Annotated in this window: 11 protein-coding genes and 1 other annotated feature; of the genes, 5 read left to right on the top strand and 6 right to left on the bottom strand. The window is 68.1% G+C overall.

Annotated features, from left to right (window positions below):
• Nucleotide 1: 1 nt before the first annotated feature.
• Both QE405_RS19790 and arsB read right to left on the bottom strand, forming a co-directional pair.
• The gene (locus tag QE405_RS19790) at nt 2–457 is read right to left on the bottom strand and encodes an arsenate-mycothiol transferase ArsC (protein WP_307204477.1); all 456 of its coding nucleotides are present in this window, start codon (nt 455–457) and stop codon (nt 2–4) included.
• Nucleotides 454–1539: an ACR3 family arsenite efflux transporter gene (gene arsB / locus QE405_RS19785; RefSeq protein ID WP_307204475.1), complete on the bottom strand. Its 1086-nt coding sequence runs from the start codon at nt 1537–1539 to the stop codon at nt 454–456. Before arsB ends, QE405_RS19790 begins: the two co-directional genes overlap by 4 nt.
• Before the next feature lie 2 nt (nt 1540–1541).
• Between arsB and QE405_RS19780 the strand changes: the two genes are divergently transcribed.
• Nucleotides 1542–1910: an ArsR/SmtB family transcription factor gene (locus QE405_RS19780; protein WP_307204473.1), complete on the top strand. Its 369-nt coding sequence runs from the start codon at nt 1542–1544 to the stop codon at nt 1908–1910.
• Between the two features lie 180 nt (nt 1911–2090).
• Here QE405_RS19780 and QE405_RS19775 read toward each other — a convergent pair whose 3' ends face one another.
• Nucleotides 2091–2963, bottom strand: a complete 873-nt coding sequence (locus QE405_RS19775) for a hypothetical protein (protein ID WP_307204471.1) — start codon at nt 2961–2963, stop codon at nt 2091–2093.
• A 106-nt stretch (nt 2964–3069) separates the two neighbouring features.
• Nucleotides 3070–4355, bottom strand: a protein-coding gene (locus tag QE405_RS19770) for an IS3 family transposase (protein WP_307204469.1) whose coding sequence is annotated in 2 segments (ribosomal slippage) — nt 3070–4064 and nt 4064–4355 — 1287 coding nt in all. Because the reading frame shifts where the segments join, the coding sequence is not laid out codon by codon here.
• Nucleotides 3913–4077 (bottom strand) — a sequence feature (AL1L pseudoknot). It overlaps the preceding gene by 165 nt.
• Nucleotides 4356–4562: 207 nt before the next feature.
• On the opposite strand from QE405_RS19770, the gene QE405_RS19765 reads away from it, so the two are divergent.
• Nucleotides 4563–4784 (top strand): hypothetical protein, encoded by a 222-nt coding sequence (locus QE405_RS19765; protein ID WP_307204467.1) that lies wholly within the window; start codon nt 4563–4565, stop codon nt 4782–4784.
• On the opposite strand, the gene QE405_RS19760 is transcribed toward QE405_RS19765, so the two are convergent.
• Nucleotides 4781–5962: a hypothetical protein gene (locus tag QE405_RS19760; protein WP_307204465.1), complete on the bottom strand. Its 1182-nt coding sequence runs from the start codon at nt 5960–5962 to the stop codon at nt 4781–4783. The genes QE405_RS19765 and QE405_RS19760 overlap by 4 nt on opposite strands.
• A gap of 206 nt (nt 5963–6168) precedes the next feature.
• On the opposite strand from QE405_RS19760, the gene QE405_RS19755 reads away from it, so the two are divergent.
• Nucleotides 6169–6792, top strand: a complete 624-nt coding sequence (locus QE405_RS19755) for a recombinase family protein (RefSeq protein ID WP_307204463.1) — start codon at nt 6169–6171, stop codon at nt 6790–6792.
• A gap of 444 nt (nt 6793–7236) precedes the next feature.
• Here QE405_RS19755 and QE405_RS19750 read toward each other — a convergent pair whose 3' ends face one another.
• Complete coding sequence (locus QE405_RS19750; protein ID WP_307204460.1) at nt 7237–12030, bottom strand: DNRLRE domain-containing protein; 4794 nt, start codon at nt 12028–12030, stop codon at nt 7237–7239.
• A 1116-nt stretch (nt 12031–13146) separates the two neighbouring features.
• On the opposite strand from QE405_RS19750, the gene QE405_RS19745 reads away from it, so the two are divergent.
• The gene (locus QE405_RS19745; protein ID WP_307204458.1) at nt 13147–13464 is read left to right on the top strand and encodes a hypothetical protein; all 318 of its coding nucleotides are present in this window, start codon (nt 13147–13149) and stop codon (nt 13462–13464) included.
• Nucleotides 13465–13653: 189 nt separating this feature from the next.
• Nucleotides 13654–14346, top strand: a complete 693-nt coding sequence (locus QE405_RS19740; protein ID WP_307204456.1) for a hypothetical protein — start codon at nt 13654–13656, stop codon at nt 14344–14346.
• Nucleotides 14347–14868: the final 522 nt, after the last annotated feature.

The raw sequence follows: 14868 nt of genomic DNA, 5'->3' as shown, positions 1-14868 counted from the left end.
CTCAGCCGCGGCCGAGGAGGCTCGGAGGCAGGTCGATGTCGGGCACCAGCTCCACCAGCAGGTCGCGCACGCGGGCGTCGATGTCGGCGACGATGCGGCGCACCGTCGCCTCGTCCTGGCCCTTCGGGTCGTCGAGCGGCCAGTCGCGGTAGCGGGCGCCCGGCACGTAGGGGCACGTCTCGCCGCAGCCCTGGGTGACCGCCAGGTCGCTCGCGGCGATCATCTCGGCGGTCAGCAGCCGCGGCGACTCGCGCGAGGTGTCGAGGCCGAGGTCCTCGAGCACGCGGGCGACCTCGGGGTGCACGCGGTCGCCGGGGGTCGTGCCGGCGGAGAGCGCGACGACCCGACCGCCGGCGTAGTGCTCGGCCAGCAACCGCGAGGCGACCGACCGGCCGCCGTTGGCGCGGCAGGCGAAGACGACGACGGGGGCGTGGCCGGCGGGGACCTGGTCGCTCATGAGGAGCCTCCTCGGGCGGGGGTGGGGCCGACGGGGTCGTCGCCCCGCAGGCGCAGCGCGACGTGGACGAGCGCGACGAGCACCGGGACCTCGATGAGCGGGCCCACCACGCCGGCGAGGGCCTGGCCGGAGGTGACGCCGAAGGTGCCGATCGCGACGGCGATGGCGAGCTCGAAGTTGTTGCCGGCCGCGGTGAACGCCAGCGTCGCGGTGCGGGGGTAGCCGAGCCCCAGCCGCACGCCGAGCACCCAGGACAGCGCGAACATGAGCACGAAGTAGGCCAGCAGCGGCAGCGCGATGCGGGCGACGTCCCACGGCCGCGAGGTGATCGCGTCCCCCTGCAGGGCGAACAGCACGACGATCGTGAAGAGGAGGCCGTAGAGCGCCAGCGGACCGATGCGGGGCAGGAAGCGCTCCTCGTACCAGTCACGACCCCGCGCGCGCTCGCCCCCGACCCGCGTGAGCCAGCCCGCGACGAGCGGGACCCCGAGGAAGACCAGGACGCTGAGGGCGATCGCCCCGACGGACAACTCGGCCGAGGTCGTCGAGAGCCCCAGCCAGCCCGGCAGCACCTGCAGGTAGAACCACCCGAGCCCCGCGAACGCCACGACCTGGAACACGGAGTTGAGCGCCACGAGCACGACCGCGGCCTCGCGGTCGCCGCACGCCAGGTCGTTCCAGACGAGCACCATCGCGATGCAGCGCGCGAGGCCGACGATCACCAGGCCCGTGCGGTACTCCGGCAGGTCCGGCAGCAGCAGCCACGCGAGGGCGAACATGAGGGCGGGCCCGAGGATCCAGTTCAGCACCAGCGACGCGACGAGCAGCCGCCGGTCGGAGGTCACGCGCCCCGTCTCGTCGTACCGCACCTTGGCGAGCACCGGATACATCATCAGGAGCAGGCCCAGGGCGATCGGCAGTGACACCGACCCGACCTCGACCGCGCCCAGCGCCTCGTCGAGGCCCGGCACGAGGCGGCCCAGCAGCAGGCCCGCCGCCATCGCGGCGGCGATCCACACGGGGAGCAGCCGGTCGAGGAGCGGGAGCCGCACGCCCGGGACCGACCTTGTTTCGACGTTCATCGATGCAGACTGTGGCGGCCTGCTTCGACATCTGTCAATATCCGCAGGTGACCACGGCCCCCGCCCCCGCGTGCTGCACCCCGAGCGCCGAGTCCCTCCCCGGGCTCGACGAGGACGCCGCGACGGCGGCGGCGGCCGTGCTCAAGGCCCTCGCCGACCCGGTCCGGCTCCGGCTCTACTCGCGGATCGCCGGCGCCCCGGAGCCCGTCTGCGTGTGCGACATCGACGACGTGGGCGTCTCGCAGCCCACCGTCTCCCACCACCTGCGCAAGCTGCGCGAGGCGGGACTCATCGACTGCGAGCGCCGCGGCACGTGGGTCTACTACTGGCCCGTGCCCGACGCCACCGCAGCCGCTCGCGGGATCCTCTGACCTCCACCACGGGCCTGCGTCGCGATTCGCCTGACTGCAGCACGGACCGTTCGCCAATCTTTCTGATGGGTCCAGGTGCTGGACGCGGGGGGTTTCCCCTGGTGTTCGTGGCAGCGAGCTACAAGCTGGGCCGGGCCTGATGAGCGAACTGACCGGGGACCTTGCCCACCGCCCCCGTGTTCAATGCAATGTCGCGGGCTGCCGCTTCCCCGTCACTGCGGGTTGGTGAGGTGCTTCTTGAGTGCTGCTCGGAGTCTGCGGGGCTTGATGGGACCGGCGATCAGGATCGCGTTGCTGTCGTGGTGGTGGGCCTCCTGGACGTCTTCGAGTGCAGCGAGCATCTCGGTGGCCGTTTGCGGCGACGGTTGGAAAGTCGTAGAGGGTCTCATCTGTGAACCAGACCTCGAAGGAGTAGGTGGGGTCGTCGGGGTCGCGCCATCTGGAGACCTTTGCGTTCGGTACGGGCGGCTTGCGGCGCTTGAGTTCCTTCTTGCTCTTCTTCAGCGCCTCTTCGTAGGCGTCGAAGGTCCTCATCAACCAGTTGTGGAGTCGGAACTCGTCGTCCGGGTCCCGGTCGAAAACCCGCCCCATGCGCACGGCAAGTGATGCTGTCTCGACGGCGGCCCCCCACTTCACCCGCGGCGCCCAGTCCAAGCCGGACGCGTACTGATCCATCACCTTGATCTGCCCGGGGCCGGGCGTCTTGGCAATCGCGGGGACCAAGGCTGGGTGACGACGCCACAGCACTTGCTCGAGGTATCCGACGACCGCCTCGACCGCGGCGGATCGGCGCTCGGCCGCTGACCCGCTGAGCGGTCCGACCCAGAAGACCGGGTCGGGTGTGGCGACGTCTTGGGGTCCGCGTATCCACTCTCTGAGCCAGTCCCACACTGCCTGCAGCGATGCGGGTTCGTAGTTGAGGTCGACCGCACAGTGCTCGCGCAACCACGCTTCGCGATCGCCGGCGGCAGCGTCCCAGCGGGCCCGGAACTCAAAGGCCTCAGCTGGCGTGATCGCGTCCCAGTCAACGACGCGGGGTTCGGCGTCAATCAATCAATCCCTGTCCGGGAGGGGTGTGAGCAGATCCGGCGGAAGTGATTCTCACCCCTGGCCGGCGACCCTCAACGCGGAACGGTCGACAAAGTGTCGCGTGCCGGGTTCAGTGGAGGCTCTGAAGTGACGCGCTGACGGTAGTCGGCGCAGGGTTGTGCCGGTAGTAGTCGTCCTCGAACTCGACCGGTGGGACGAGCCCGATCTCGCCGTGCAGACGTCGATGGTTGAACCAGTCGATGTACTCGGCGACCGCGATCTCGAGGTCGTCGATGTTCTTCCACGGCCCCTTGTTGCGGACGAGTTCGGCCTTGAATAGCGAGTTGAACGCCTCGGCCAGGGCGTTGTCGTAGCTGTCGCCCGTCGACCCCACCGACGCGACAGCACCGGCCTCGGCCAGTCGCTGGGTGTAGCGCACTGCGAGGTACTGGACGCCCTTGTCGCTGTGTGCGATGACGCCGGTGGTGTCCTGGCCGGCGTGCTGACGGGTCCACAGCCCCATCTCGAGGGCGTCCAGGGCGAGGTCGGTGCGCAGGCTCTTCGAGAGCTGCCAGCCCACGACGCGGCGCGAGTAGACGTCGATGACGAACGCGGCGTAGACCCAGCCGGCGAAGGTGCGGCAGTAGGTGATGTCCGCGACCCAGACCCGGTTCGGTTCCGGCGCCTTGAAGTCACGATCCAGCAGATCCGGGCGGGTGTCCGGGCCGCTTCCAGGAACCGTGGTGCGGGGTCCCTTGGCTCTGCTGATCCCGCGTAGGCCCTCGGCGCGCATCAGCCGGTGCACCGTGCACCGCGCGATCCGGTGGCCGCGCCGGTTGAGCTCGGCGTGCATCTTGCGGACCCCGTAGACGCCGTAGTTCTCCTCGTGAACCCGACGCATCACCACCAGCCGCTGCTCGTCAGCGATCGCTCGTGCCGATGGCGGCCTGCTCTTGGCGGCGTAGTAGGTGCTCGGGGCGATCTGTATCCCAGCTGCTCGTAGGACGGTGCAGATCGGCTCGACCCCGAACTTCTCGCGATGCTGGTCGATGTAGTCGACCAGCACCGCAGTCGGCACCCGGTTGGATGCCTGGGCTACTTCAGCTTGCGGTCGAGCTCCGCCGCGGCGAAAAACGCCGACGCCGTCCGCAAGATCTCGTTGGCTCGCCGCAGCTCACGAACCTCGCGTTCGAGCTCGTTGATCCGCTGCGCCTCGGCCGTCGTGACGCCGGGCCGGTGGCCCTCGTCGACCTCGGCCTGCTGGACCCAGTTGCGCAGCGTCTCGGGATTGATCCCCAGCTGCTCGCCCACCCGGCGCAGAGCGCCGCTCCTGGTGGCCGGGTCACGCCGCAGATCGACCGCCATTCTGATCGCCCGCTCCCGAAGCTCCTCGAGGTACTTCCTCGGTGCTGCCATGACTCTCATCCTTCCGTGGAATGAGAGCCTCCATCAGACCCGGCACGCGACAAAAGTGAGTTGATCCTCGAACGGTCTGCCTATTCACGCGGGCCGCCCGGGCCGACCGGGACGGCTGGCTAGCTCGGCGTACGGGCCATTGCGGTGGCCCGGGGAATGAGAGGGCCGCTCGGGTTCACCGGCAGATCGTTGGGGTATCTGACGTGAATGAGACTCGTGCTGGCTGCCGCTACGGGCCTGTTTTTCGGGATCGCATGGTTCCCGTTCATGCTGTCGCACGACGAGACCGTGCTCTCCGCAACGGTGGTCTCGGTTGTCGCCGGTTTGTTCTTCGCCTTCTCCTGGTACGCGTTCTATCCGGTGCTCGATCGCTCGCTGAATCGCGGCGCCCGCTCTTCTGCTTCGCGTCGACGCCGTCGTCGTCGCTAGTCCCGCCGGTCGATGATCATGGGTCCGAAGTCGTGTCGGGCTTGGGCGAGGACGTGGGGGTCGGGTTCGTCGTGGGCGAACCAGGCGGCGGGGTCGGGGTGTTCGACGAGGTGCATGCCGCCCGTGAGGGGGGTGATGATCCAGCCGGTGAGGTCGTGGGCTGCGGCGAGGTGGGCGTCGCTGAGGAGCTGGATGCCGTAGGCGTCGAAGGTTTTGGTGGCGTCGTGGTGGCGCCACCGTGAGTAGATGGTTCGGGTTCGCGGTAGGTGTTCGGGCAGAGGCGCGTAGGACGACAGCGCCCAGCCGGGTTTCCCGGTCTGATTGGGGGCGAGTCGGACGACACCGAGCTCGAGGTCGCGGTGCAGGTCGATGAGCAGGGACCGCACGGCCGCGAGGGTCATGGTCCAGGGTTGGTGGGCTTCGTAGGCCTGGGCCAGGATCCGGCCGATGGAGTCGAAGCGGACGTTGCGGCTGCGGGTGTCCTGCTCGAACCACATCAGTTTCGCGTTGGTCAGGTTGCGTCGTAAATGCCACGCGGCTTCGGTGGGAGGCATGAACATGCCGACGCCGTCGACGACGATGTCGACGGTGGCGGTGTCGGGAGTGGGGCTGTCCCGCACGACCCACTTCAGCGTGGAGTGGAGCAGCCGGTCGGCCAGCTCGTGGTCGAACACCCAGCCCGGGTTCGGATACCTGCCCCACCGGCGTGTGTCGTCCATGATGCGCCACCCTTTGAGGCACAGCGCGGCGCTCGGGATCATCTGCCCGTTCGGTTCGGGGCGGCTGCGGCCGGCCCAGCGTGAGGGGCTGAGGGTGCAGCGCACTCCCTTGGCGTTGAGAACGGTGGCGAAAGTCCGGATCCAGGCGAGGGCGTGCTCGATGCTGGGCGCATCAGTCAGCCACACCTCGACGTCGTCGATGCGTGGCGTCGGCGCGGGGCCGCAAGCGAGGGTGTAGTCGGGGTCGGGTGGATCGGTGATGACGGCGTGGCGGTCGTTCGCCGCGATCAGGGCGGTGCTGCAGGTGCTTGCGAGGTCTGCCAGGGCTTCGCGTCGCTGCTCCAACGGCAGGGCGTCGATTCCGTCTGGGCGCACGCTGATGTGAATCGACTCCTGGTCGTCGTGCCACCGCGCTCGGAACGACGACTCGTCACCTCTGACGCCACCTGTCGACACCACCACGCCAGTCTCTCAGTCCCGCGTGGGCGGCCGGTCGTCAAACGGTCGTTTTTGAGCCTGGGTGTCCCAAGTCCCGTGGGTGCACCAAAGCGTGCATCAGAACCCGTGTCCAGAATCTACGGATCACAAGTCGCGCCGTCATCGTTTCTGAGCCATTCCACCGTAGAGTCGGGCGCCCGAAGCCAACCGGGCGACGAGGAGGGGTGATGCTCGAGGAGCAGGCGGCTACAGCAGCGGCTGCGGCGGTGCCCGAACGCGTTCGGACCCTGGTGGGCTACGCCCGGGTCTCGACCGCAGATCAATCGGCCGACCTGCAGATCGACGCGCTCGCAGCGGCCGGCGCCACACGGGTCTTCGTGGAGACCGCGAGCGGCAAGACCGACTCCCGCCCTGAGCTCACGAGAGTGCTGGACTACCTCCGCGAGGGCGACGTGTTGGTGGTGTGGCGCCTGGACCGCCTGGGACGCTCGCTGCGACACCTCATCGATGAGGTGAACGCTCTCGAGGCCCGCGGCATCGGGTTCCGCTCGTTGACCGAGGCCATTGACACCACGACCGCCGGCGGGCGCCTCGTGTTCCACGTTTTCGGCGCGCTCGGCGAGTTCGAGCGCGAGCTGATCGTGGAACGCACCCGCGCCGGACTCGCGGCTGCCCGCGCCCGCGGACGCCGCGGCGGTCGACCGCGGGTCATGACTCCCGAACGAGTCACTACGGCCCGCCGGCTCCGAGACGAAGACGGTCTCACCCTTGACCAGATCGCAGCGATCATCGGCGTCTCTAGGGCGAGCGTGGTGCGCGCTCTGAGCAACCGGAAGCCCCCCGCGCCGTAGAACTCAAGGCCCCCGGACGCACCACTATTTGGTGGAAGAAGCCACTTTGTCTCTCCGGACTTCGAGGAGTCCCGCGATCGCGCCTGTCAAGAGCAGGGCGGACGCAGCAAGCCACGCCGCGAAAACCAACCGGAGAACTTGTGTCCCATCTACAAGCGACAAGATCAATGCCCCCGCCGACATGGCCGTACTGAGGGCGTAGACCACCGTCAGGAATATCAGAACTCCCCGATGCTTCGGCATTCGAAGAAAGCTGGTCGTCACAATCCCCTCCGTTTTCGCTGAATCCTCTTCAGGCAATGTTAGTGGGCTGACGAAAGCGAGGTGCTCGTCCGCGTGCAGCTCCGGGGCCCGTCCATCTGCATATAGCGGACAGACGAGCCCCGGGAGACTCCCTGGAATTCTGGTGGTTCTAGCGGCTAGGAGCGTTCCACACCCCTTCGCTCAGCTATTGGCCCAGAGCTGACCGATCGCAAGCGCGTTCCCGTAGATGAAGCCGGCAGCGGTGCCAATCCCAGCTCCAGTCTGTGCGCCGGCAGCGCAGCCAGGCGGGCCTGCCCAGGCCCCAGCGATGCAGCCGGCGCTCGTACCGGCAAAAGCAAAGAACGTGGTCGTCGCAATGACGGTGACGGTGTAGTCCACCCATCCGTCAGCAAAGCTGCTGATCGCGCCCTTGGCGTCGCCCTTGAACTCATCCCAGCTGTAGCGGCCGGTGGGGTCGGTGTTGTTGATGGGGTCGCCACCGGCGTAGGCGTAGCGGTTGGCGTTGTTGGGGTCGAGTGGTGCGTCGAGGGTGTCTTGCTGGGTGAAGGTGCCGGTGCGGGTCGAGTAGTAGCGCTCGCCGTAGTGGACCCAGTTGGTGGTGCGGTCGCGGACGCCGTTGCCGGAGAAGGTGTAGGGGTTCTCGGCGGCGACGTTGGGGTTGGCGCCGGCGGCGGTGGTGGCGGCGCCGTAGGGGTCGTAGGTGTAGGCGGCGGTCCGGGCGGCCTGTCCGGCCTGGTCGGAGATCAGGGCGATGGGTGCGCCGGGGGTGCCGTCGTAGACGTAGATCGAGGCGATGCCGTCATCGCTCTTGAGCATGACGGGGGTGCCGGTGACGGGGTCGCTGATGACCGCGGCGGCGTTGGTCACCACGGATCCGTTCGAGTTGAAGGTGCGGTGGACCTGCTCGACGACGGGGACTCCGGTGCCGGCGTTGCGGCCGTAGGTGTATCGGTAGGTGCCATCGGGGCTGGACTGCTCCAGGAGCTCGTTGTTGTCGTCGCCGGCGTGGGAGTAGTAGTACGTGGTGCCGTTCTTGTTGACGCTGTTGAGCTGGTCGGCGGGCGTGTAGGTGATGTTGGTCGAGCCGGAGGCGGGGTCGGCGGTGAGGTTGCCGGCGCCGTCGTAGGTGTAGCCGCTGGTGGAGATCTGGTGGGCGGCGTTGAACGTCAGCGTCTGCGTGGTCGACCCAGCTGTCGCGGACGTGCGGGCGCCGGCCTGGTTGTAGTCGTAGGAGTAGGTGGTACCCCCGGCGGTGGGCTGGGCGTTCGTGAGGCGCCCGGTCTCGTCGTAGGTGTAGCGGACGCCGTCGCCGGTGAGGTTGTCCTTCTTCCAGGCGAGCTTGGCGCGGTCGTTGTCGGTGTCGTTCTCCGGGCAGGCGCTCGCGGGGGTGGTGCCGGCGACGTAGCAGTAGCTGACGTCGATGATGTCCGGGGTGCCGTTGCCGCGGTCGGCGCGGACGCGGGAGACGCGACCGGACTTGTCGTAGGTGTTGGTGGTCCGCGCGGTCCAGGTGGTGAAGTCGGCGTTGGGGGCGACGTAGGTGCCGGTGCGTCGTCCCTTGTCGTCGGTGGTGAACCGGACGGTGATGCGGGTGGAGCTGCCCGGGGTGACGGGGTAGTTGTAGCCCGTCGGGGTGCCGGCGTTGTCGTAGGCGTAGTTGGTGGTGCCGCCCTCGGTCGAGGTCGAAGACGCCAGGCGCGAGGCCTTGTCGTAGGTGTAGGTGATGGTGCCGCCGCCGGCGGTGTTGACGCGGGTCAGCAGCCGACCGAGCTGGTCGTAGGTGGTGGTCGTGGTGCCGTGGGTGTCGACGCGGGAGTTCTGCCGACCGGCGGCGTCGTAGCCGTAGGTGACGGTCTGGGTGCCGCTGCCGCCGGTGCCGCCGCCGTCGTGGGTGACGGAGACGACCTGGTCGTTCTCGTTGTAGCTGTAGGTGGTGGTGATCCCGCGACCGTTCGTGGAGGTGGCCAGGCGACCGACGGTGTCGTAGGTGTAGGCCCGCGCGGTGAGCGAGGACCCGGTGACCGGGGTCATCGAGGTGACCTGGCGGTTGGTGTAGCCGTAGTTGGTGTCGTTGGAGCCGTTGCCGGGGCTGGTTGCGGTGTCGATCGTGCCGTCGGAGTTGCGGGTGACCTCAGCGGTCGCCTGGGAGGCGTCGGAGGAGGTCATCTGGTTGCCGGCACCGTTGTAGGTGTAGAGACTCTGGTTGCCGGCGTCGTCCTCGCTGGAGGTCGGGCTGTAGACCGCACCGGCGGTGCCGTTGTACTCCCAGGAGCTGCTGGCGCCGGTGGGCATCGTGGACCCCGTCATCGAGTCGCCGCCGTTGCCCTCCCACGTGTTCGTGATCGTCGACCCGGCCGCGGCACCACCGCCGCCACCGCCGCCGGAGGAGGCGCCGAGGGTGCTGGTCGCGGTGTCGGAGTTGGGGGTGTAGGTGCGCGAGCGCTCGCGGCCCTCGGGGTCGATGGTCTTCTTGACGCGGTTGTAGTCGTCGATCTCGTAGACCGTGTTCGGGGCCTCATCGACCGACTGGCTCTGGTTGGTGTCCGGTGCGGCGACCCGGGTGAGGTGGCGGTTGGGGTAGGAGAACCGGGTGATGGAGTTCCCGGGTCCGCCGGAGGCGTTCTCGACCTGGGTGACCGCGGTGACGCGGCGGCGGTCGTCGTAGGTGAACTGGGTAGTCACGTTGCCGGGTGCGGCGATCTCCGAGAGCAGTCCGTTGCTGTTGTAGCTGAACGTGGTGGTGCGGCCCCGTGCGTCGGTGAACGAGGTGGTCTGGTTGTTGGACCGGGCGAACGAGATGGTGCGCAGGGCGCTCGAGGTGCCCTGGGTGATCGTGGTGGTGCCGTTCGAGGTGGTGGTGATGTTGCCGGTGCGGGCGGCGACCGAGCCGGCCGGGGTCTCGATGGTCAGGTTCTTGTACGCCGAGCCGGACGGGGTGGCGCCCTCGGAGACACCGGTGGTGTTGCCGTTGCGGTCCTCCATGCGCAGCAGGCCACCGTCGGGCGAGAAGACGTACTTCATCTGCGACTCACGCATCTTCAGCGTGTAGCCGTTGCTGGAGCGGAAGAGGTCGGCCTTCACGCCGTCGGGGCTGTCGTAGCTGGTGACACCGGACCCGCTGGTGGTCGTGGTGGTGAACTCCTCGGTGCGTCCGCCGGGGCCGGTGAACACGACGTCGGCGCTGGACTGGCTGCCGGCACGTGGGGTCATGCGGATGTCGGTGGTGTTCTCCAGGATCCAGCCGCGGCCGAGGCGACGGTCGGTGCTGCCGCCGACGGCGTTGTAGGTGGCGCTCAGCGGCAGCTGGCCGTCCATGGTGGGCAGGTTGAGGCCGTTGACGGTGACCATGAGGTTGCCGGTGCCGACGTCGACGGTGGTGTTGATGCGGTCGCTGGCGGTGAAGCTGAGGTGGCTCGCGCCGGGACGCTGACCGGCGATCGCCAGGGAGTACGACACCCGCAGGTAGGGCTTGTGGTCGCAGCCCGGGAATGCGGCGCTGTAGTCCATGGAGCAGTACGACCGGGCGGAGGTGGTGTCGCTGCCGTTCGGGGCGGCGAGGATGACGCCGCGGTTGGGGCGGGCGCCGTGGGCCCAGTCCCGCACGATCGGGGTGATCTTCATGTCGACGTAGCCCGCGCCGGAGGAGCAGCTCGGGGCGCGGTTCTGCGTGGCGGTCTCGAAGTTGGTGTTGTAGAACGACGGCTGGTTGGCCCAGGTGGTCTGCGACTGCGCCCACTGGTCACGGATCGAGTAGATGTTCATCGTGCGGTCCGCGCAGGTGCCCGCGCCGTACTGGTAGAGCCCGAGGTAGGCCTGGTCGATCTGGCGGCCGTCGAAGACGGTCGACTGGAACTGCAGGAGCGAGGCGGCCAGGTTCGCAGCCGCGCCGCTGGTGCCGTGCTTGCCGACCAGCAGCTTGGAGTCCGAGCCGTTCAACGCGGTCGTGCCGTTGCGGATCCAGGTGTCCTGGCTCTGGGTGAGGTTCTCGAACTGCGGGTCGATGATGACCGGGTACTCCACCCCGGCGCCCGCGCCGTCGGTGCCGCCGAGGAGCTCGGCTGGCGGGGTCACCGTCAGCTCGTGCTCCGACGAGTCCCCAGAGCCACTGGCGTCGCCGGCGTCGCCGGGGTCTCCAGTGCCCTCGAGCTCGGTGAGGTCGCTGCCGAGGAGGGTGTACTCGGTCGGCATGCCGACCTCGTCGAGGGCGGAGGAGTCCCAGGCCACCAGCGGCGGCGTGGCGCCCACCGCCTCACCGTCGTCGTCGGTGAGCACCAGCGCACCGGGCGAGACGTCGGTCGCGAGGGCCGGGTCGGCCGCGATCGCCTCATCGCTGGTCTGCAGGTCCACCCCGCCGGAGGTCCGCACACCGAAGGTCACGCCCTCGGACTCGATCGCCGCGGTCTCCTCGGGCGTGAGGGCCTCGTTGATCCGCAGCCACGTCGAGGCACCGGTCGTGGTCATCGCGACCACCAGGTCCACCGAGCCGGAGAACCCCTCGAGCGGGTACGTCGCGAGCCCGCCCTCGATGACCGGCTCGCCGAGCTCGCCGGGGTTGTCCTCGGGCCACGTCACCGCGACCGAGGAACCGTCCTCGTAGGTCACCCGGGCGGCCTCGACGACACCGTCGACGGTGCCGTTGACGACCACGTCGGCCCGAGAGGCCTTCGGCGCCCAGACACCGTCGCCGGTCTCCTCGAGGTCGTAGTCCACGTCGACCCAGCCGTCGTCGGCGCCGTCGGGGTCGGTCTGGATGCGGATCGGGGAACCGAAGTCCTCCACGCTCAGCAGGCCCTCGGCATCAGCCACGACCGTCTGCGACTCGCTGCGCAGCGAGAGCACCTCGACCTCGACACCCAGCCGGGTCGCGACCTCGATCGCCGTCTCCTCGGAGGGCTGGTCGGGACGACCGTCCCCGTCGGAGTCGTAGTCCGCCGGATCGCTGGACAGCGCCTCAGGCGTCGCCGCGATCCCCAAGGGGCTCGTCGGGGCGCTGGCTGCAGCCGCTCCCGAGAGCGTGAGAGCCGGAGCTCCCGCCAAGCACACCGCCAACGCGGCCAGGCGGACGACAGGTGGACGAAGACGCATGGTGACTCCCCAGATCACGCCGACTCTGCCGAGACGGCTCCCCGACACAGGCCCCCTGACCTGCGCATATGCGGGACACCGGACCATCCTCAACATCCGCGTGCAAGATCTGTGTAGAAATCTTGATAGCGGTCTAGCCCACCCGAAAGTTGGTTACCAGCCGGTTGTGGTACGCGCGCGCGTGCTCTGTCGCGATGGCAGGGCGCAGTGCCCGCGGGCGCAAATCATCTGCTTTCGGGTGAGATGAGCCAAGCAGGCCTCGACAGGCCTGCTTGATTGAGTGCGTGGCGGGATCGACGTTTGCCGTACGCGTGGCGGGGGATGTGGGGGTCTCCACGAGCCGACGGGACGCCTGGCCATGCAGAACGAGACCACGCCCGAGATCCTCCGAAATCGGACTGCACTCGGCGTTTTCATGGCCCTGCTTGGTGGCGGCGTGGTCTTGCAGCTGGGGGTTGCTTTACTCCAAGTCCTTGACGGGTCCGTCTCAGACGCAATCCCCTACCTCGTGTTCGCGATTGTCCCGGCCGGTTGCTTCATCTTCTTCCTCCGGTATTGGCTGAGGGCGTCTCGCGAAGGCCGCTGAGCACGGCGAGGTGACGGCGGCGCCGCCGTGGCCGGACGCGCCGAGCAACCCGCGTAGAAGAGCGCACGCCCTTATCCGTCGCAGTCCCGAGTACCCACCACCGGCACGGGCGAGGCCGGTAGGCCGTGGCCAACGTAGGTGCGACGCTCGGGCGCTGCCGACCGTGAGGAGCACCTGGCGCTACGCGGTGAGGTCCGACGACTGGCGCCCGCCCGCTTACCCGACGAACTTCTCGGCAGGTTATCCCGCATGAAGGACCCGATCCGCGAGTTGTTACGGACGGGCCTCTCGGAACGGTGGCTCGCCAGCGGTGAGCGATGCTGCAGCTGGATCCGCGGTGGTCCGGTCAGGGATCCGCTACCGGGACACCTTGCCTCGCGCGCAGCCCGGTGCTCCATCGGTCTGCCAAGGTGGGCCCCATGGGCGACATCAACTTGGACAACGCCGACGAAATTGGCGGAGCTATCGGAGACTTCGAGGCGAACGGTGGCCGCGTATTCGACACCGTCCGCATCTACACGTACGAGATGACCCGGACCAGCGTGGCCCGTGGGCCCCACGAGTTGCGCGTCGAAGTTCTCGACGCGGGCCCTAGCAGCAGTTCGCGGTACGCCGCCCGCGTGACCGATCTGTCCACCGGCACTCAGCTGCTGGGGAATGACGAGCAGAGTGTGAAGGACGCCCTCCGTGTCATCCACTGGGACCGCCTGGACACGCTCCCGCGTGCCGACGCCTAGCCTGGGCTGGTGGCCCAGAGGGCCCCGGGGGTTGGCGCCCTAGCCGGGTTGGTCGTGATGCTGACTCAGGCTTGGCCCAACTCCATGCTGTGTTACATTATGGGCAGAGCGCCCCGGGATTAACGGTTTCTGGACTCCGGTCACAGGAACCCCCCGGGGCCTAGTCCATTTCAGGGCAAGATGCTGGTCGTGACGATCTACCGCCCGGTCTCCACCGAAGTGACGCGCTTGCTCTCCACACCGCGTATGGGTCCCTATCTGGCTGCTTGTGGCAACAAGAGGACTGCGGCGCTCAAGCTCTATGCGTGGAACCTCGACGTTGGCGACGCATTCTTCAGGGGCATCCACTACCTCGAGGTCGCACTGCGCAACACGATCGACGAGGCGCTTACGCAGTGGATCGCAGCCGAGCAGCGGTCCAACGGCCGCCCCTTGGTGCCTTGGTATCTCGACACCAACCTGCCGTTCCAGCAGGTTCCGAGCACACGCAGGTTCGTCACCCAGGCGCTGGACCGCGCGAGGCCTGCCCCCGATCCAGTGACGGGTCCGGTGCCCGACCCGCTCGTCTCGCAAGGCAAGGTCGTCGCTGAGTTCACGTTCGGCTTTTGGTGGTCGATGTTCAGCGCCGCGAACAACCGGTCCCTTTGGCAGCCTTGCCTCCGGCACGCGTTCCCCCACTACGGACGGCACCGGCTACACAGCGACCTTGACGCCATTCGCGAGCTTCGCAACCGCATCGGTCATCACGAACCGATCCACCACCGCGACCTAGACGCCCAGTACCAGCACCTCGTCGCGACGGCTGAACGCATCAACCCAAAACTGGGTTGGTGGATCGACAGCACCAGCAGGGTCTCGATCCTTCTGGACCGCAAGCCCTGAGGCGGGGCCGTTCCTTGTGTACCGAGTGCGAGAACTCCGGGCCGTCAGCGGGCTGCCTTGGACGGCTGGGAAGCCTGTGAGCAAACGTAGGTGTGGCGGCCTCAAGGAACCCTTGAGGCCGCCACGGTCCTGCCAGCCGAGCGCTTAGCGCTTGGGCTTCACCGTGATGGTGACTCTGCGCTCGATGCGCACGGGCACCCGGACAGTTCTTGTCGTCTTGCGGACGACCCTACGAGTGGAGACGGGCACGGTGGCTCGCTCCTTCCATACTCATGCATGAGCCCCACGTGTAAGACCTACCCGCCCGGCCATCTGGGTCGCCCGGGTAGGCCTCACGCGTTCCTCGGTTGTAGCCTTAGAAGCAACACGCTCTCGCCAGAATGTGTTGTCGAAGACCCCAAGGCGCAGGTCCCGTCCAGCACGGAGCCATTCCGCGCCTTGGGGTTTTTCATGCCCTCTCACCATACCGCACCCCTCCGACTAGGGGTGCAACCAATCCACAGCGTCGCGCTGACGGGGCGC

It is taken from the genome of Nocardioides zeae (assembly GCF_030818655.1).
Classification (GTDB): Bacteria; Actinomycetota; Actinomycetes; order Propionibacteriales; family Nocardioidaceae; genus Nocardioides; species Nocardioides zeae_A.
The sequence above is the reverse complement of the archived record's forward strand: the minus strand, read 5'-3'. Positions and strand labels throughout refer to the sequence as shown.